At 53.2% G+C, this 19155-nt stretch carries 15 protein-coding genes; 9 read left to right on the forward strand and 6 right to left on the reverse strand.

The window, feature by feature from the left end; translation table 11 throughout:
- Positions 1-3: 3 nt before the first annotated feature.
- Together NTX17_02950 and NTX17_02955 are read right to left on the reverse strand one after the other, a co-directional pair.
- Complete coding sequence (locus tag NTX17_02950; GenBank protein ID MCX5800325.1) at positions 4-1284, reverse strand: DUF438 domain-containing protein; 1281 nt, start codon at positions 1282-1284, stop codon at positions 4-6.
- A gap of 92 nt (positions 1285-1376) precedes the next feature.
- Positions 1377-2711 carry a peptidase C1 gene (locus tag NTX17_02955; GenBank protein MCX5800326.1) on the reverse strand — a complete coding sequence of 445 codons (1335 nt, stop codon included), beginning with the start codon at positions 2709-2711 and terminating at the stop codon, positions 1377-1379.
- Between the two features lie 414 nt (positions 2712-3125).
- On the opposite strand from NTX17_02955, the gene NTX17_02960 reads away from it, so the two are divergent.
- Complete coding sequence (locus NTX17_02960; GenBank protein ID MCX5800327.1) at positions 3126-5102, forward strand: glycosyltransferase family 39 protein; 1977 nt, start codon at positions 3126-3128, stop codon at positions 5100-5102.
- Positions 5103-5286: 184 nt separating this feature from the next.
- A complete protein-coding gene (locus tag NTX17_02965) occupies positions 5287-5949 on the forward strand; it encodes a hypothetical protein (GenBank protein MCX5800328.1) in 663 nt (220 codons plus the stop codon).
- A 189-nt stretch (positions 5950-6138) separates the two neighbouring features.
- Here NTX17_02965 and NTX17_02970 read toward each other — a convergent pair whose 3' ends face one another.
- A complete protein-coding gene (locus tag NTX17_02970) occupies positions 6139-7443 on the reverse strand; it encodes a PIG-L family deacetylase (GenBank protein ID MCX5800329.1) in 1305 nt (434 codons plus the stop codon).
- Between the two features lie 94 nt (positions 7444-7537).
- Entirely contained in the window at positions 7538-8176 is a 639-nt protein-coding gene (locus NTX17_02975; protein MCX5800330.1) for a GNAT family N-acetyltransferase, read from the reverse strand.
- Between the two features lie 291 nt (positions 8177-8467).
- Between NTX17_02975 and NTX17_02980 the strand changes: the two genes are divergently transcribed.
- The 5 genes from NTX17_02980 to NTX17_03000 all read left to right on the forward strand — a co-directional run bounded on the left by NTX17_02980 (position 8468) and on the right by NTX17_03000 (position 17086).
- Positions 8468-8950: a (2Fe-2S)-binding protein gene (locus NTX17_02980; GenBank protein MCX5800331.1), complete on the forward strand. Its 483-nt coding sequence runs from the start codon at positions 8468-8470 to the stop codon at positions 8948-8950.
- Positions 8947-11100: a molybdopterin-dependent oxidoreductase gene (locus NTX17_02985; GenBank protein MCX5800332.1), complete on the forward strand. Its 2154-nt coding sequence runs from the start codon at positions 8947-8949 to the stop codon at positions 11098-11100. Before NTX17_02980 ends, NTX17_02985 begins: the two co-directional genes overlap by 4 nt.
- Positions 11101-11216: 116 nt before the next feature.
- Positions 11217-11795: a DUF2478 domain-containing protein gene (locus NTX17_02990; GenBank protein MCX5800333.1), complete on the forward strand. Its 579-nt coding sequence runs from the start codon at positions 11217-11219 to the stop codon at positions 11793-11795.
- A 515-nt stretch (positions 11796-12310) separates the two neighbouring features.
- Positions 12311-12880, forward strand: a complete 570-nt coding sequence (locus tag NTX17_02995; protein MCX5800334.1) for a hypothetical protein — start codon at positions 12311-12313, stop codon at positions 12878-12880.
- A gap of 222 nt (positions 12881-13102) precedes the next feature.
- Positions 13103-17086: a hypothetical protein gene (locus NTX17_03000; GenBank protein MCX5800335.1), complete on the forward strand. Its 3984-nt coding sequence runs from the start codon at positions 13103-13105 to the stop codon at positions 17084-17086.
- A gap of 194 nt (positions 17087-17280) precedes the next feature.
- Here the strand turns inward: NTX17_03000 and NTX17_03005 are convergent, their stop codons facing one another.
- On the reverse strand, positions 17281-17661 hold the full coding sequence (locus NTX17_03005) for a hypothetical protein (GenBank protein MCX5800336.1): 381 nt from the start codon (positions 17659-17661) through the stop codon (positions 17281-17283).
- A gap of 10 nt (positions 17662-17671) precedes the next feature.
- A complete protein-coding gene (locus tag NTX17_03010) occupies positions 17672-18103 on the reverse strand; it encodes a hypothetical protein (GenBank protein MCX5800337.1) in 432 nt (143 codons plus the stop codon).
- A 251-nt stretch (positions 18104-18354) separates the two neighbouring features.
- On the opposite strand from NTX17_03010, the gene NTX17_03015 reads away from it, so the two are divergent.
- Together NTX17_03015 and NTX17_03020 are read left to right on the forward strand one after the other, a co-directional pair.
- Positions 18355-18480, forward strand: a complete 126-nt coding sequence (locus NTX17_03015) for a hypothetical protein (protein MCX5800338.1) — start codon at positions 18355-18357, stop codon at positions 18478-18480.
- On the forward strand, positions 18477-19064 hold the full coding sequence (locus tag NTX17_03020) for a nucleotidyltransferase domain-containing protein (protein ID MCX5800339.1): 588 nt from the start codon (positions 18477-18479) through the stop codon (positions 19062-19064). Before NTX17_03015 ends, NTX17_03020 begins: the two co-directional genes overlap by 4 nt.
- Positions 19065-19155: the final 91 nt, after the last annotated feature.

Here is a 19155-nt window from a genome sequence, read left to right on the forward strand (position 1 = left end):
CGACTAGCTCAGCAGCCTTTTCTCTCCCTTCAGGTTCTGGATCTCGGTCACGTCCTGTGCGACTTCGAGGCATCCCAGGTACTTCTTCTTCTGATCGCGAACGGCAAAGTATCGGATGTAAATCACGCGCCCGCCTTGATTGATCCAGAACTCGGCCACGTCCTTGAGACCGCTCTTGAAGTCACTCACCAACTGATTCACGACGTGCACGCTGCTCTGAGGATGGCACTGCTGGACTGACCTGCCAATCACTGCCTTCGTTCTGGGAAAGATACGATGCTCGGGTTCGTTGAAGTATCTCACCGTGTCTTTGTCGTCTACAAATGTGACATCAACGGGCAGGGTGTTAAGAAACGGCTGAATCGCCTCTGCGGGCAGGGAACCTGTCTCCAGTTGTATCGCAGTCTCCGCCTCGATGCCCGCAGCCGGTCTGCCGAAGCTTGGACGGGCGGTTGCGGCGCCCACTTGAGCGGCGGCTATCTTCGCCGATTGCGGTGTGAACGAGCAATAGCCAAGCTCGTCAAACTGCTGTCTTATGTCTTTCCATTCGTCCTGCGGTATGACCTTCAAGGCCATCTGAAAGAGGATGTTGTTTTCCTTGTAGAAATGGTTTGAGAGCATCTGCCCGAGAGCGGTTGCCGTTTCCCTGAGTTGTCTCACCGAATCTGCGCTCGGTGCCCCTTTCAGCGTATCGACGAACCCGTAGAGCCGTTTCTCGATTTCCCTGATCTTGTTGTGATCCATCCACATGACGGCCGGAGGCTCGGTGACACCGTGCTTCTCTAGGTAGGGGAAGAGCACGTTCTCTTCCCTCACGTAGTGACTTGCCGAATCCTTGAAACGCCCTACGAGTTCCTCAATCTCTTCCATTTGCTGCCGGGCGGCCTCGAACCCCTTTGCCTTCTGTCCGCCAGGGGCGAAATCTTTCGTCTCGCTCAAACCGTCGGTCACACATTTCAACTCCTCGGCGAACTTGAGAATCATCTTGTGCTCTTCCATGAGAATGTGAATCGGGTGACCGGGAGGCGCCGCGGTTTTTTCCTTATCGAGCGAGTCCTTGAAAACGGCCAGGTGAACGTCGCAGAGCCTGTGCACTTCTTCTCTTGGCATGCCGTCCTTTATCATCTCCTCCTCGAGCTTGCCGATTTCGGTGGCGTCGATGTCCCCCGCGACCTCCTTGAATCTCTCCTTCATCGACTCCGGGTCGGCGCCTTCGTGGAGCCTCTTGATGAGGCCCTTGAGAGCTGCCTTCTTGTCTTGTTTGTTGTTCGGGACATTGGTCACGATTACCCCCTCGCGTTGTCGATTAGCTCGTCGTCGGCAAGATCGCGTCGCGTGAACATGTAGTTACGAATGTCGATCATCGCGTCATTTTACTACCGCGCCGCCTTCTCCTGTGCCTCGAACTTGGGCATGATGAATTGGACGACGTCCTTGTGGACCGTGAACTCGAGCATCTTGAGCTTGATATAGTCTTCGCGGAAGAAGAAGTATCCCTTCTGCTTGCCCCAGTATGCGCGATTCGCGGAGTCCTTGATGAGGAACCAGTCCCGTCCCGCGACCTTCATCGAGGCGAGCAGGTGCACGCCGTGGTCATCCTCCGTGGTATGGTTGTCGAATCGGAACTCCCGCGCATCCTGATCGATGTACTCCTGGGGAATGTCGAACGTCGGCACGATTGCGGCGTCCTCGAAGCCGTAGAGCCCGGGTTCGGATACGTCGCCGCCAATAGCGACGGTATACCCTCGGGCCGTGGCGCGGGTGAGGATTTCGTAGAATTCCTTGAGCGGCACGTTGCAGTAGTCTTCGGTCGGCCGCCAGTTATCGGGGACGTCGTATTTCCCCTTCGTGTAGAACGGGATCGAGAGGGTCGACATGACGTCCACGTAATCGTCGAGCTTGAGCTTGAGGACCTCGTCGAAAAATCGTTTCGGAGTGTAACGGTCGCCTCCGTACTCGAATTCCTCAGGCGGTCGCTCCATGTAGCGGTCGAGAATCGCCCTGATCTCGCTTATCACTATTCCCTCATCCCAATAGTTGTGATTCTTCGCGAACTCCAGATAGCGCGCCATCTCGCTCGTCATGCCCTCGTCGTCGTACTTGTCTTTCCCCGGGGCGTGACCAGAGTACGCCGAGGCTGGGACGACGCCGTATTTCTTCCAGATGATTGAAACCGCATCCGACTCGGAACCCTGTGTGAAAGGCTGGCATCCGCGCTTCGTGATGTACCCGAGTGCCTTCTCGACGTACTCCCAGTAGACCGTGTACATTTCTGAGAGCTTGATCTCCTGCCCGGTGAGGCGCTTCACCTCGGATTCGAAGAAGGAGGTCGTCGAGAAGCACCAACACGTTCCCGTCCGATACTGGCGGCGCGGCGGAAAATGGAAGGGTGGCTTGAACGCCTCAGGGGACGCCGGCTTGACGACGCCGCTCCAGTCGAGGCGGATTACGAGCTTCTCGTCCGACTTCTTCTTTTCACTATCGCGGAAGTCTTTCTGTATTTTCGCCGAGGCGCTATCGTCCACCGCCTTGAGACTGTCCGCTTCGTGTTCCATAGCCTTGATGACAGGGTCTAGATAGTTCTTCTCGTAGCGGACGTGGTCGCGGCGGCTGCGCTCGCTCGCCTGGGCAAGGACGGACTGAGCGAAGACGGGAAGAGAGCACGCGGTCGCGAGAAATCCGATCACGCACGCGCGAAAGACACCGTTCATAAGAACCTCCCGGAATTGTGAACCTTTCCTTGAACTTTCCCTAACTTGTGTACCCGTGCGGAATTGTTCACATGATACACGAGACGCCGTGCGGAGTCACGGACGATGATAGCGTATTCGTCCGAGGCACACGTCGGCCTCAGCACCCGGCCACTCCCAGCCCGCCTTCGGCTTGCTTTTCAAGGTTCAATGATTCTCCTTGCTGAGAACGTCGGCCAGGCTTAGAATGCCTCGGGTGTGAGGTTGTGATGGCAGTCGTCAGTCCGCACACGGTTGAGGGTCATGGCTCGCTCTACTTCGCGACACCAGCGGCGTGCTTCAGCAAAACGCTCGTCTCTTCACACACACCGGGACCCGCTTGGTCTTCGTGGACCGGGTTCAGCGAAGATTGTTGCCTGGCACTATCGGATTGCGATGATCGTCGTAGTGCTGGCTGCAGGCCTCCTCTTGTGGGTCGTACTTGGACCCCACAAGATCGGTGATTACTACACGGAAACCGACTTCTACGGGAGCTACGCCGAGGGAGCACGTCTGATCCAGGCAGGCCATCTCGATCCGTCGCGATACGCCGTCGTGGGACCCGTCTTCGACGCGGTAGTTGCTGCCGTTGGGCTGGCCACCCGAGACCTCTTCACGGCAGCGGAGTTGGTTGCGGTTCTTGCAGCGTGCGGCACACTCATCCTCTGGTTCCTATTGGTCGCGCGACTCGCTGGATCAGGACTCGCCTTGTGGACCATGCTGTTCCTCGCGGTCAACCCGACGTTCTTTCGCTACGGATATTCCGTCACGACAGATGCATTGGGCACATTCGTGCAGGCGGCCGCACTTCTTGCTCTCCTTGTCGGGCGACGGGGGCTTGCGCCGCTGTGGGCCGGGGCACTGGCTGCACTTGCGGCGCTTACACGTTATAACGCCGTCTATTTGTTCCCCGGGGCTCTCCTCTACTACGCGTGCTTCGATCGAGGCCGCTCGGGTTCTCGCCTACGCGCGCTGGTCCTCTTTCTAGTCGGTTTCGCCGTCGTGATACTGCCCTGGCTGGGTTTATCGCTTCAGTCCGGCCAGATGCCCGGAGGGGCGCTCTTTCATAACATCGCGTACGACATCTATTCGTCCAAAGGCATCTCGTGGGAACGATACGCGGTGCAAGTTCAACCTGAGATTAGCTCGCTCCGGGATGTGGCGCTCCATGCCCCGGCCGTCGTGCTGCGCCGTGAGTTCACCAATCTTTTTCGGCACCTGGCTCTGGACGTCAAGCTGCTTCTCGGGTGGCAAGTGGCAGTCTGGTGCATGTTCGGTCTGATTCTCTCGCTGTGGGACGGAACCTGGCGCAGGTTCCTGCCCGTGTGGATGATGGGCGCTCTTCTCTTCATCACCCTGGTGCCTGCGATTCATTCTGAGCGCTACTCGCTGCCGCTCGCCCCGGTCTACCTCACCTTGGCTGGAGTAGCGGCTGCATCGCCTCGTCTGGTCCCCGTTGTCAAAGGATGGCTATTCCCGCTCAAGTGGGTGTTGGCCCTCCTGCCGCTCCTGATTTCTGGAGCAGCCAGCCTCAACACCCAGCGCGAGGTTCTGCACAAGCTACCAGTGGAGGTCCTGGAAGCTGCCAAGGTGCTTGATCGTGCTGCCCCGCGGGGAACTCGAATTCTAGCCCGCAAGCCACACATCGCCTACGCAGCAGGATTTACGCTAGTTCCATTTCCAGCCGTCGGCACTTTACCGGAGCTCGCTCAATACTGCCTTCGTGAAAAGGTGGAGTTCATCTATTTCTCATGGCCCGAGGCAAACACGCGAGCCTATTTCACGTATCTGCTTGACCCGGAAGCACAAGTACCTGGACTCCGGGTGGAACGCTTCTTCCCGAGCGGACCTGCGGTTCTGTATCGCATCGAACCTGGGTTCGGGACCACACCGGAATGGTTCGCGAGCGATTCTCTGCGAACGGTGCACGTTACGCGCGCCATCACCTCGATGGGTGCCACACCCTGGCGAGTGCCGTATATCTGCGGCACCTATGCTTATGAGCAGGGGCAGTTCGCAGCGGCACTTGGGCACTTCAATCTTCTGATGCAGTCGCGCCCCGGCTTCGCTGAAGCGTACTTCCTGGCTGGCCAGGCCTACGCCGGTCTCGGCCAACTGGAGAACGCAGCCGCAGCCTACGCCCGCGCCCTTGAGCTCCAGCCGGACTACCCCGAAGCTCGATTGCGTCTTGGGTGGACTGAGCTCAAGGCAGGGCGACCCCGGAACGCGGCCCGCACCTGGCGCCCGATCGTTGGAGCGGTCAGAGATTCGAGTTCGCTCGTGACCATGATCGGGCTCTATGAGAGACTGGGCGATAGACAGGCCGCTCTCAAGGCTCGCGAGACCTTTCTGCGCCGGCGGTTGCCTCGATAGGCAGGTGCAGAGTAAATTCCAACGAGTTGTCCACCGAATCTGAAGGAAGGACGGGAAAATGCGAAAGGAGATTGCCATGAAGCGATCTTTTCTGCCGGCGTATGTTCTGCTGTGTTTGCTGGCTCTGGTCCTCTTCACCGCGCCGTCGTACTGCCAGACGAACGATATGACGCAGGGGATGAAAATGGGCGATCAGGCGCCTGACACCACGAAGAGCACGGCTCGAGAGATGGACGTTGCCCATCCCTTCTTCACGCACATGGGTATGCCCGAAGGTGTTGGCAATTACACGCTCCGACTGGACGGGACCGCCACCACAGGTGAAGGAAAAACCGAGGGGGATTTCGGGTTCCATTTGGAGACCGGATTATCAGAGACCATCGGCCTTCATATCAGAAATGACCGGGTATCAAGCAACCCACATACAGAGATTACCTTTCAATTCGCCGCCCTCAGCAGCCATGATAGAATGAGCGGCTTCTCTCCCTTCATGGAGTTTGAGATACCAACTCATGAAGGTGAGAAAACGATCTATACTCTGGTCGGTTTCTCCACTGCCTGGGCGACCAGCGGGTTCGCACTTAACCAATCCTTGGAGTACAGTCCGAAGGAAGAGGACGTTGAGGGTAGCGCATCGGCAGTGGTCAAGCTCAGTGAACGGTTTTTCCCGGTCGTGGAGTTCATCGGGGAGGCAGTGAAAGGATCGCCGCCCTTGTATACCATGCTGGGAGGGCTCAAAGGTCGGATTAGCAGACGTGTCCTCATCGGAGCGGCGTATAAGGTGCCTTTATCAAGCGAAAAGGAGTTCGACTCTCAAGTCTTGGTCGAAACCGATCTCGAATGGTGATTTTCGCTTGCCGTCATTCCACGGGGGTTGATCTTGACGCACTTGGCACGCGGCGCGCACATGGCAAAGCAATAGGAGTGGCTCCTCGGGCTGGACTCGAACCAGGGGCCCGGTAGTTTGAACTTAAGAGGAATTATCCGAGGATCCCTGGAGGAATACAGGATTTGTGTTCTGCTCTTTCGAGATGAGTCAACTTACCACTTTCAGCACTCGCCATGAACCCCCGTCGAGCGGTACGAGACCCAGGAAGTAGGTATGTGCGCTGGTAAGGATGCGCTCCGGATTTCCCAAAAGCTCAAGCGGAACGTCAAGGATTACTTCTTCTGCTCTGCGCTGAACCCTTATCGCGTCCGTCGGAAGGGTGCGGTCCTGGTCGTAGATTCGATGTTCAAGTTCACCCAGCTTAATATGCAACTTTGGCATCTGTTGGAAGGAGAGGTCCTTTCGATATCCGAACACGTAGACGGAAGCTCCTACTTGTCCCCCCAGAGGTCTGGACCACCTAATAGATAGCACAAATCGCCCATTTTCAATGTGCACGAAGCGTTCCTGAATGCCGACAAATGCCTCTCGGTTCTCTTCAAGAAGCTGTTCGGGTAGCGCTGTTTTCAAGTCATGGTATTCAGGCGAAATCGCAATTGCGCCGGCATTGAGCGACAAAGTGGTGTCTGGAAAATCTCCGAATATCTCGTTGGAACGAACAAAAGAGAGAAGATACCTTCTATTTGCTTCGTACTGTGACCGATGCTTCCTGAGAGCATTGCGCTTGCGCTCTATCTCGGTGGAATTCAAATCATGATCCTGCCACTGTATCCTCGACTTTAACTCGTGAGGAGGCAACAGGCTATCACTGGGACGATATCCCCTCGGTGTGGGCCACTGCCTGTAGTGCACCAGGTAAGGATAGACGACAGGGTTGATCTCATTCTCAAGATCCCAGAGGACGACACGAAGGAAGAGGTAGAGCGATTTGTGATCAGAATTGTGGTCACCGGGGTGAGAGACAAATATCTTCGTCGGCCTGAACTCGAGTAATGTCTTCTCAAGGTCAGCCAATATTTCCTCTCCCTTGTACGGCGCTCCTGGCCGAAAGGCATTTGGATATGGCACCGCTCCCGCGTGGGTGAGAATGCTTTCAACGGGTGGTCGATCGCCCCAGTGAGAACACCAGATGTCCAGCGTTCCAAAGTCAGGATATCCGAGAAACGTTAGCTGCGGGGGCGGCACTCCCAGTGCCTTGGCTGCCTCAAGCGCTTCGTCATGTCGCACTAGCCCCATGTTCCTGGCACCTTTCGGAAGTAACACGGGATGCCTGCGATAAAGCAGGAATGACCACTCATTGCTGTCGCCATAGGTAAGAAACACAATTCGTAGCGGTAGGTTCAGTTTCATTGCTTCTTGAATGATTCCGCCGGTGCCCAGGACCTCGTCGTCCGGATGCGGTGCGAGTATGAGAATGCGATCTTGAGGATCGAACATTATTGCCGTTGACATATGACTCTCCAGCGGCACCCCCAGCTGGGGCGCATCGCGTAATCAATGTGTTCGCGTTTCTAGGCCGAGCGCATTGTGCAGTCAACCTCCGATCTCACAGTCTCTTCCCGAGAATGTAAAACGGCAGGTCTCTTCTCAGGCAGTATCTCAAAAAAGTTCGCTTCCCTTCAGCCAGCAGGCCGAAGCCCTGCTTCTGAAAAAAACTCCTTGCTCTTTCTGACATTGTGTTGACATGGACGCCTGGTACCGCCTCGCTTTTCAGAAATCCAAGATAGCGATCCATCAACTGCGTTCCTACCTTCGTCCCTCGGAACCTCGCATCCACGTTGATATGCAGCGTAGCAGGATACTCGCGTGAGACGTCCGGAGTACAAAACTCCCCTCTAAGAAAGCTCATCATGACATGAAAGAGGAATCTCCACGCCTTAGGTCTGAAGCAAGTCCCCGTGAGCACGGCCTTCCTGAAAAGTCGGGGCATTACTTTCGCTCTGAATACCCGTCGCATCGTCGCTGAGTTTTTTGCCCCGGTAACGTAACCCACAACCCTGTCCTCGTCAACGGCGACAAGACAAGAGTCTGGCTCGTAGTCTGTGAAGTAGAGGGTCAGGGCGTCAGCCAGAATCTCGTCGTCGTCAAAGCAAGAGGCCAGTGATTCTCCCAGAAAAGCGGTCTCACAGGCTATTCTCCTGACGTCTGCCCTGTCATTATGATCAAGTTTTCTGATAGATATCATGCTCTGTTGCCGTGAGTTAGTCATACATTATGTGCGCGTAACCTGTGTCCTCTATCTTCCGTCAAATCGTCCTCGGTCGTTTCCGATTATACTTGCGTTACGCGTCGAAGCCAAGAGTGATGGGCGCTGCCCCACGCTGATCGAAACGCGGTGACCCCGGAAAGAGAACATCCTGCTGCTCGAGCAAGGAACAGACTAAGCCGGAAGTAATACTCATAAATAGACAGTTCGGGTATACTCAGTCGCAGATCTCAATGATGAACAAATGAAGACACAGGAGGGGAAAATGGTATGAAAGAAACCTTTCGTTTCATACTCAATGACAACCCCACGGAATTGACATCGGATGGGGAGCGGATGCTCCTATGGATATTACGTACAGACTTAGGTCTGACCGGAACTAAGTATGGGTGCGGAGAGGGACTCTGTGGAGCCTGTACAGTTCTGGTGAATAACGAACCTGTCCGGTCATGCCGGTTTCCGATGCAAGCTATCAATGGGAAGGAAGTCATCACTATCGAGGGACTGTCTCGAAACGGGAATCTACATCCTCTACAGAGAGCATTCATAACCTGTGATGCCATGCAGTGTGGATTTTGCACCTCAGGGATGATCATCAATGCCTACGGTCTGTTGATCAAGAACCCTCAACCCACTCGTGCAGAAATCATCGAAGGCATGGACGGTAATCTATGTCGATGCGGTTCCTATCTCAGAATAATCCAGGCCATCCAAGCCGCAGCTCAGGAGATGAGAGGGGGAGTGACCGGATGAGAGACGATGAAGTCCTGAAGTTGGATTTTTCTGACATGAATGTCGGGTTTCCTCTCAGCCGTCGAGCGTTCCTGAAAGGTCTTGGCGGGGGGATATTGATCCTGTTCGCTGTTGGAGATCTTTCAGTGCTCCAGGCACAAGAACGTCGAGGAGGTATCGAGTATCCCAGCGATTTCAATGCCTATCTTTTGATCGGAGAGGACGGTCGGGTTTCGTGTTTTACCGGGAAGATCGAAATGGGTCAGGGAGCGGTTACCTCTCTGGCGCAGATGTTGGCGGATGAGCTTGAGGTGTCTCTGGATTCAGTTGACATGATCATGGGAGACACGGATCTGTGTCCCTGGGATATGGGCACTTTCGGATCCATGACCACACGTTTCTTTGGTCCGCCCCTCAGGGCCGCCGGCGCAGAAGCTCGAGCTGTGCTGATGGAATTGGCTGCAGAACACCTCCAAGCGCCAATGAGCCGGTTGAAAGTAGAAGCTGGAGTGATATTCGATAAGAACAATAGCAAGAATCAAGTGACCTACGCTCAGTTGGCGAAGGGAAGAAGAATCGAGAAACATCTTGAAACAAAGCCACACACAAAAGAATTCTCGGAATTCAAAATCATAGGCAAACCGGTTTCACGTCGAGATGCACCGGAAAAGGTCAGCGGAAGAGCTAAGTTTTCTGGAGACATTCGATTACCCGGTATGTTGTATGCGAGACTCCTAAGACCCCCGGCTCATGGCGCAAAATTGAAGGGCGTGGATGTTTCGGCTGCAAGAGAAACGGAAGGGGTGCAGATAGTCCAGGATGGTGATCTTGTGGCCGTTCTTCATGAATATCCTGATGTGGCCGCGGAGGCCATCGATAGACTGAAGGCTCAGTACGATTCGCAGGAAGTGAATGTAGACGACAAGACTATTTTCGATCACTTGCTCAAGGTTGCCCCGAAAGGCGAGATGGTTTCCCACGGGGGGGATCTTGCGGAAGGGAGAAAACTGTCTGTCTCCACTTTTGAGAAAAAATACTTGAACGGTTATGTTGCTCATGCTCCCATCGAAACTCATACGGCTACGGCTCAAGTCGAGGGAGGCAAAGTCACAGTTTGGGCATCCACGCAAACGCCGTTTGGCCTCAAGGAGGAGATTGCTGGTGCACTAGAGGTTCCCCCTGAGAATGTCCGCGTCATCACTCCCTTTGTAGGAGGTGGATTCGGTGGAAAGACCAACAACCAGCAGGGTGTGGAGGCAGCCCGTCTGGCAAAGCTAACCGGGAAGCCTGTCCAGGTTGCTTGGACCCGCGGGGAGGAATTCTTTTATGATACCTTCCGACCGGCGGCAGTGGTCAAAATAACATCGGGAATTACCAATTCCGGTGGAATTTCACTGTGGGATTACGGTGTCTATTTCGCAGGACAGAGGGGCTCTGAGCACTTCTACGATATTCCTCATCACCAAACGGTGGTCTATGGATCGGGATGGAGAGGCGCCCCAGGATCGCATCCTTTTGGCACGGGCCCGTGGCGTGCACCCGCCAACAACACAAATACCTTTGCGCGCGAATCACAGATGGACATCATGGCTTCCAAGGCGGGGATGGATCCCTTGGAATTTCGCTTGAAGAACTTGAAAGACGAAAGAATGATCAGAGTTCTCAAGGCGGCAGCGGAGAAATTCCGTTGGACTCAGTCAAGAGCGCCAAGTGGTCGAGGCTATGGCGTAGCCTGCGGTATTGATGCAGGCACCTATGTCGCGCACATGGCCGAGGTCGAAGTCGACAAGGGGAGTGGGCTTGTGCGGGTCAAGCGTGTCGTCTGCGCTCAAGACATGGGTCTGGCGATCAACCCGGAAGGGGCAAGATTGCAGATAGAAGGATGCATCACGATGGGATTGGGTTATGCCCTGAGCGAGGAAATTCACTTTAGAGGCGGAGAAATCCTTGACCTCAATTTCGACACCTATGAAATCACGCGGTGTTCCTGGACGCCGGACATCGATACGGTGCTGATCGATGGGGCAGATTCGCCTGCACAGGGAGGAGGGGAACCAGCAATCATTTGCATGGGTGGAGTAGTTGCCAATGCCATCTTCGATGCCACCGGAGCGAGACTGTTTCAGCTTCCCATGACCCCCGAAAGAATTCGGGACGCAAAGAGCGATTGATTGAGGACTTATTTTGGACGCCCTCACGAATCTTTCACGTATTCAATAGCCCCTTATTTGTTAGCTCGTTTTTTGTCACGACACCGTTGTTCAGGATGGGGTCTTTCGTCTGATCAATGATCTATCTATTGACTGGTCCTGTACATTCCGGAAAAACGACCTTCTTGGCACGGATCATCCGTTCGTTGAAAGAGAGGGGGGTTGAGGTTGGTGGTTTCCTGAGTGTGTCGATCTGGAATGGTGACGAGTGCACAGGCTACGATCTGTATGATTTGAGCGAAGAGGAGGCGGTCCCCTTTATCCGCGCGACGGGAGAAAGAGCTTGGCAAAAGCTAGGCCCCTATTTTTTCATCCCCGACGGTCTCGAAAAGGCCAAGAACGTCCTTCTTCGAACCCGGAATGCCGATCTCTTGGTAGTGGACGAAGTCGGCCCTTTAGAACTATCAGGGGAAGGGTTGTGGCCGGTTCTGAGAGATGTGATTTCCCAGTGCAAAACGAACTGTCTCATAGTTGTCAGGGACAGCATTCTCAGGGATTTCGTGGAAATGCTGAACGACTCTGATGCAGAAGTGTTCCATGTTCAAGATAGCGGCATCTTTGCTCGGATGATAGATGAATTCACGGATCAACGCAGGAGACCCCCTCTTGGGGACGCCCGCAGCGGCAAGCAACTTCGTGATGGACACACTGCTTAACCGGAAATGGATCCGTTATTACAGGAACGTTTCGGCATCCGCTAGGCATCCCCTCGCTGTTCACGACTTGCGTTGAGGTAGACGCAGTAGAACTCATTGTGGCTCCTCAAGTTGTACGATTTGCGAACCATCGCCGTAGATCTACCCAGAGTTCGATGAACCGTCCAGAGTGCTCCTCCAGTTGTACGATTTGCGAACCATTAGGGTTGAAGTGGCCAGAAGTGGATGACGCCGTGGCTGTTTGAACAACGGCAAAACGCCACGGTCCACCTTACCGAGCACGCTCAGCGAGATTCCATTGACTTGCAGATATGACAGATTTACTCTTGAGTCTGGATTGCGAAGGCTGCTTGAGGGCAGGTCTGGCGTTTATCATCTCTGAGCTGATTTTTGGCTTTTTCTGGCGCCGCAGGTTGGGCTGGGCCACCCAGAAAATTGCACTGTGAATATCCACGAAAGTGCAACACCGTCCAGTTTCACACACTACGTATACAAGCACACCTGAGGAGACGACTATGGCAGAGGAAAAGTTCCCGATCGTAAACGATTTTGAGGCGTTTATTCAGGAATTCAAAGACGAATCCGACAGGGCAATCGTCGTACTTACAGCAGCACGTCTCGATTTTCTCCTGTCCTTAATCCTTCAGAAATACCTGGTTGCTAATGCCGGTACGGTGGACGAGTTCTTCGAGAATCAGGGACCCGGATCAACTTTTAGTAACAAGATAATGCTCGTCTTCAGACTGGGTTTGATAGACTCCGACTTCGCTCGTACGCTCCACCTAGTTCGCAAAATCCGCAATGATTTCGCCCACGAAACCGCCGCGTGCTCCCTCGAAAAAGGAAGTCACAAGGACCGAATCAGGGGGCTTGTAGCACCCTACAAGGACATACCCTTCTTCGCTCGTTTCAAGCGGGTGTACTTCAAGGACATCGGACCATCGCGAGCTGACTACATGACCGTTGTTGGTCTTGCGATCCTCAGGCTGCACTATCTGTTCGAGGTGCTAGGAACAATTCCAACAGAGACAGCATTGTCACTGTTCAGCTCCAAGATGCGAGCGTCTAAGGAGAAGGAGAAATAGATCGAAGAGTCGAGAGACCCGCTCCCCAAATTGTACGATTTGCGAACCGTTAGGATTCAGGTAGCAAGAAGTATTGCAGGATAGCTGCCGGATAGAACCTCAGTTCGTCGGCGCTACGATTCCTAGCTTCGTGGCAGCCTTAATCAAAGGAACTTCGAGGGAATAGCGCAGAATCAGTCGTACCGCCAAGGTCACCCCGGCTCTGTGTGTCAGAAGTTCAGCTTGAAGAAACAGCCGAATCAGAGCTATAGTCCAAATATGAGCTCTATCAGCAAGAACCTCGGTCACAAAAAAACAGTCCCCGCCCCCCCGTGTGATTTGGGCCAATTCCAGATTCTTCCGATCTCCGATTGGGAAAAATTCGAGCGGTTCTGTAGGGATCTGTGGGCGGACCTATGGAAGAATCCAGAACTTGAGCGTCACGGCCGACAAGGCCAACCACAGGCCGGCGTTGATGTGTACGGTGAATCGAGGCCCGATAGGAAATTCGGAGGCATCCAGTGCAAACGCAAGGATGCTTATGCCGACAGTTCTCTCACAGAGAAGGAGCTTCGGAAAATAGTCAATGCGGCGAAGAAATTCAAACCTCGCCTAGATAAATTTGTTGTCGCCTATACAGGTAAGCGAGATGTCAAACTTCAAAGGGTGGCCCGGGACATAACCCAAAAGCACAAGGCCTCCGGATGGTTCACCGTTTCTGTGGCCTCATGGAACCACATTGTGGACCTTCTGGGAAGCCATCGAGAGGTCGCGGACAAGTATTTCGGTTTCCTTAATCCGCCCAACGTCAACAAAGCTGCGGTTGACGACTTGAAGCAGATCGTCTTGGATCGAATGGAAGACATGACCAAGGCAATCTCAGAAATGCCGCAGACCATCGTTCCCATACAAGACGCTTCCCCAGGCGTACTAAAAACACTCCAGACGGATGCTTCTGTAACAGCAGAATTCAACGCAGAACTGGATCTTGCCAAGAAGCTGATAGATGAATTCAGGCCCAAGTCAGCATTGGAGTTTCTAGAGGACCTAGGGAAGCGCATTCGCGCGGACGCGGATAAGATAGTGAGGTATCGCTTGCTCACCAACAAGGCAGCTGCGAAAGGCCTGATCGGAGACAAGCGGGGAGCTGGAGAGCTTCTCATAGCGGCGCATCAATACAACCCTGATGATGAAAAAGCTCTGTGCAACCGTGCGCTGGGCCACGCCCTCTTGGGACAGAACGAAGATGCTCGGGAATGGATAGACCAGGTATTGAAGAGAAATCCTGCCAGTCGGCGGGCCTACGGAATTCTCGTTCACTGCGCTCCTTCGGAGGAAAGTCTTGACCAAATCATCCAGAAGATTCCCGAGTGGATGAGGCAGACCGAAGAGATTACATCCGCCCTGGGCTATGCCGCGGCCTCACGGGGCAAGCCGGAAGAATCTGCCCGCTGGTTAGAACTAGCACTCGAAGCTGCGAATAAGGACATCCCCCAACCCGATCTGTGGGCAGACCTTGCAGGAAGTCTTCTTCAAGCCATTTCTCATAAACTTGAGGTGATCAGCAGGATTCAGGTAACTGCGGCAGACGGAGAGAAAATCCAGCGAATTATAACGCTATTGAACCAGGCAATTGAAGCAGTTAGAGAAACGGAAACCATCAAATTCAGATCAAGCTGGTTCGTGAACCGCGGCTCGGCCCATCGCCTGTTAGGGGAATTCGATCTTGCTTTGTCCGACATCGAATCGGCACTCAGTCTTGACCGCTCGGACGCCAGGTTCCTGAAACATAAGGCGATCATTCTCTATGAACGAGGTGATGTTGACTCGGCGGTCAGCATCTTTCGCCGGATAATCTGTGATCCCGCCACCCCGGAGATCTCCATTATTCTTGCAGGAATTCTGCATGAAAAAGGTCAAGACGAGGAAGCTGTAAAGATTCTAGAGGAGTCGCCTTTCAAGATCATTCCCGATGCATTGCGAGAGGGGAAACAGCATCTTCTTATCGAAATTTATCTTGCCCTAGGGGATTATGATAAAGCCCGCGCGACTTTGGCGGCCATGCGCGCTTCCTATCCGGGGAACATTCTTAATCTAGTTGAAGCCGCACGAGTCGAAAAAGCAACAGGAGACGAGGTTGCCGCTAACCGTCTTCTGGACGAGGCATTCACGTACGTTTCCGAGAAAACGCCGTTTAGCCACCGGGTCGAGCTTGCTAACGAGCTTTATGTTCGTGAACAATATACGAAGACCTGGCCACTTCTGGAGAAAGTCGTGGATGCCAAGCTCGAGACTCCTCTCACCAATCAGCTTCTGTACTCCTACTACCGGGCCGGAGAAGTTGCAAAGGGCTTGGCCGCCTGCCGCTCGATACCAGAGGCGAAAAAAAGCAGGTTCGTTACCCAAATCCACATAGCGATTCTTGAGGAAATCAGAGACCTTAGCGAAGCAGTTCGGGTCGAAGAAGCATACTTGAGCCGGAACCCAAACGACATAAAGATACGGATTCGTTGGGCGGCAACTTTGTATCGGCTGGGAGAGCGGGAGAAACTGGACGCCTTCTTGAAGTCCCCGGTGGATCTGAAATCGCTCCCTTTGGACGCCGGGTTGCAGCTAGTCGCACTCTATCTAGAGCAAGAGATGCCGGAGAAAGCGCTCGATTTGGGTTATGAACTGCGACGCAAGTACTATGAAGATCCAGAAGCGCACTTGAAATATGTGGGCCTTTTTTTCACCTGCGAGAAGAAGCTCGACCGAGAGAAGCTCTCACCGAGGGAAGTAGGAGAGAATACGGCGGTCCAGGTGGATGATAACGGGTCGAAGGAATGGTATGTCATCGAGAATCGTCAGAATGCAGAAGTGGCGAGAAATGAGCTCGACTTGAATAATCCGTTGGCTCAGAGACTCTTGGGCAAACATATTGACGATGAAGTGGTGACCCGGAAACATGCCCTGGCTGAGACAAAAGTCAAGATCGGTGGCCTGAAGAGTAAGTATGTTCATGCCCTCCACGAAACCTTCGAAATATTCCCACACGTGTTTCCCGACACTCCCGGCTTGGAGAGGGTGCCCGTCACAATTGGAGAAGAGAAGAAAGACATCGAAAGAATGCTCGAAGTCATTGGAAAACGCGACGACCGGATTTCTGGAATTGAGAAGCTCTACTTAAATACTCAGATACCTCTAGGGACTTTTGCGAACTTGCTAGATCAGAACCCGGTCGAAGTCTTGAGTGGTCTGTCAAATACCAGCGAAGTTCGGAACTGTTCCGGAACCGCCGAGGAAAGAGAATCTGCGTTGGATTTGATCAGAAATAGCAGAACCGTCGTGGTAGATGTCACAGCAATTTATACGTGTGCGCAGCTGCAGAAATTGGATCTACTAAAGAAGGTTTTTGACCAGCTCCTCGTTGGCCAATCGACAATTGATTTGCTTCGTGATGCGATTTCCGAACACAAAGGGGCCACTGAGTCGGGATTCATGAGAATTTGGAAGGACAAGGACGGTTTCCGACGCCGCGAGGTTACGGCCGAGGAAGTGAGAAAGAACATTCAGTTCCTGGAAACGATGAAGAATTGGGTTATAGCCAACTGCCGTCTAGCTCTCTGCCCCAGTTTGCCGAAGTTGAGAGTCGAAAGGCCAGAACTCTCTGAGGAAACAATAGGAGAATCGTTTCTCGAAGCATTTGTGATTAGCCGGGAAAACAAAGTTCCTCTTTATTCGGATGATTTGGTAACTCGACTCATCGCTAGCAAGGAATTTGGTGTTTCTGGTTTCTGGACCCAAGTGGTGGCACTGCATGCACTGAACGAGAAACTCATTTCCCAGGAGGAATACAGCGGCTTAGTAATCCGGCTTATTCAGCTGCGTTTTCGGCATACGACCATCAACGAAGCGGTGTTGCTTGACGCTGCTCGCAAGTCCGGATGGGCCACCGGCCATCCTTTTCTCGATGTAGCTGACACTCTGACCAAGCCAGAAATGGAACTGAGATCCATTGTCAAAGTGGCCGCAGAATTCTTCTACCTGCTGTGGCAACAGCCCATCTTTGGTATGCGAAGGGACAGTTTGGTTGTGGCTACGCTGGATTCGCTGACTTGTGGAAGGAGAAAGGATGTTGTCCTCAAGGCTCTGGAAGCAGCTATAAGACACCGGTTCCGCTTCGCTCCCTTGATTGAGAACGACCTCTTACGGATGATGGTAGCCTGGTACTCTCTCAAGGTCTAAACACTCCTTATCTCAAATTTGTAGTAAGACGTTTGCTGCCAAGATATGAAGAACGTGGAGCAAGCGCAAGTCCTAGCGATTGCACGCCGGCAAAGTGAAACACAAATGGGTCTTTGGAGGAAGAATTTCTCGCCGCGCCCGAGCGTTTGGCCAGACATCGCAGGACTGAGAGCCTTACCCTCCAACGTCGCTCCTCACTCAGTATTTGCCTTCATATGTCCCCTAAGCCGCGCCAGTTGCCTCCTGACGATCTGCTCCTGGAATTCCAGGTCCTTGTCAGTTCCCCAAAACGGCTTTTCCATCTGAATCTGATCTAGTCTATTTTTCAAATATTCAAAATAATCAAGATTCCTAACCAAATCTTTGCAGCCGCCCCGAACTTCCATTTTTCCAAGTAGTTGCTTGAATCTCTGTATTCCGGACTTTCCCCGTATGAATAATTGAATTCCGCATTCATTACACGTGCAATAGGGTTTTTGATTCTTTGTTATCTCTACCAAGAGCATTTCTCCACAGACGGGACAGGGGAAATACGAATTCTTCTCTTGGTCATTATCCAACGTTACGTTGTCCAATAGAATCACCTCAAATGACCGCTATCAGTCTTTCAAGATCGCTCGCACTTGCGAAGGATCGTAGCAATCCATCATAATCATACTGCTCGGCAAACGCGTCTCCACAAGCTGCGGCGTGTAGAAGCGAAATGCCACATTTGATTAGCCACCACCCCGAAGCGGTTCGCTTTTCAAACAGCAGAATATCTCTTGAGGTGCTATATCGCCTGGTTCCCCAAGGAGCAGACAAGATAACATCCTTAGCAAGGTACTTCGAGAGGTAGTAGCTTATCCTGTGTAGGTCCCTGATCGCTTCGATGTGGACGATACGCCCGCCGCCCAGAGCTTCCCAATTCTCAGAGATCCACGCCTGGGGAATGTAGCATTGGATGAGAATGTGCAAATGAGGTATGCCAGACTTGTGAAACTCAACAACGGAAATGAAAAGGACCGACTTACCCAATCTCCTCTGCAGATAAACTCTGAACTTGGCCCAGACTCCCCGAGTAGGACTCGAACCTGCAACCCTCCGGTTAATGGCCGGACGTTCTGCCATTGAGCTACGACGAACCAGCCACCGACAGTTCCCACGGCCCGCTCTACAAGCTATCATCCCGAGACTTCTCTTGACGAAGAGTCAGCTTTCGTTATAATAACGAAAAGGCGCCGAAACTTGGTCATTTTCGTTATAGTAACGAATACACGGGAGGTTGTGTGGGGAGTTTCAGAAAGCATCTCGATATCGCGACCGAGAAACTGGACGTTCTGGTCACTGCGTATCGGAATGGGCAACACACGGTAGTGGGTGACTTGGGGACAAAGGTGGGGGAGGTTTGGTGAGAAGATTGAACCAAAAGCGAAACCTTAAGAAACTAGTTGGGTGTCTGGCTCCGATCGGCGGAGTCAAGTCCGTGATTCTCTACGGTAGTTTTGCAAGAGGAGACTTTGGACCGAAATCTGACCTAGACCTGCTTATCATTACTGACAAAGCCGGGGCCCGCCACGCTGTTCTGAAAGTAGTTGCTGGGCTCGACTTGGACAGGCGAGTCCAGCCTACGGTCAGGACCGAATCAGAGCTTGGAAAAACTGACAGCGGGCTGCTCAAGAATATCTTCGAGGAAGGGAGAGTTGTTTATCTGAGAGAACCCATGGAGATTCCTGTGAAGGCTCTTCTCGGACTCAAGCCGTTCTCGATACTGGTGTTTGAGCTTACACGCTTGGACCAGAAGACAAAGGCAAGATTCAACAGGGAAATGTATGAGAGGAGCAGGGGCAGGTACAAGTATGGGGGCCTCTTGGAGGAGATAGGTGGACGAAGGCTGTCAAGGGGCTGCGTACTCATTCCTCTGTCCGCAAGAACCCGGTTACTGAGATTCTTCAAGAAATACCTTGTGGGATTTGAGGAGATCGAGGTCTGGAGATGAGTCGCTGCTAATCATGCCATCCACCAGGGCCTTCGACGGCTGGCGGGGTCCGACACGCCGGAAGCATCCCCCCACCTGCATTTGCCTTGAC

Source organism: Candidatus Eisenbacteria bacterium (genome assembly GCA_026388185.1).
Taxonomy (GTDB): Bacteria; Eisenbacteria; RBG-16-71-46; order JAFGJU01; family JAFGJU01; genus JAPLKG01.

Coding starts and splice junctions, on each gene's coding strand:
- NTX17_02985 (MCX5800332.1), top strand. CDS start 8,947: ATGAGAGACGATGAAGTCCTGAAGTTGGATTTTTCTGACATGAATGTC.
- NTX17_02965 (MCX5800328.1), top strand. CDS start 5,287: ATGGGCGATCAGGCGCCTGACACCACGAAGAGCACGGCTCGAGAGATG.
- NTX17_02955 (MCX5800326.1), bottom strand. CDS start 2,711: ATGAACGGTGTCTTTCGCGCGTGCGTGATCGGATTTCTCGCGACCGCG.
- NTX17_02995 (MCX5800334.1), top strand. CDS start 12,311: ATGGCAGAGGAAAAGTTCCCGATCGTAAACGATTTTGAGGCGTTTATT.
- NTX17_02980 (MCX5800331.1), top strand. CDS start 8,468: ATGAAAGAAACCTTTCGTTTCATACTCAATGACAACCCCACGGAATTG.
- NTX17_02970 (MCX5800329.1), bottom strand. CDS start 7,443: ATGTCAACGGCAATAATGTTCGATCCTCAAGATCGCATTCTCATACTC.
- NTX17_02960 (MCX5800327.1), top strand. CDS start 3,126: ATGATCGTCGTAGTGCTGGCTGCAGGCCTCCTCTTGTGGGTCGTACTT.
- NTX17_02975 (MCX5800330.1), bottom strand. CDS start 8,176: ATGATATCTATCAGAAAACTTGATCATAATGACAGGGCAGACGTCAGG.
- NTX17_02990 (MCX5800333.1), top strand. CDS start 11,217: ATGATCTATCTATTGACTGGTCCTGTACATTCCGGAAAAACGACCTTC.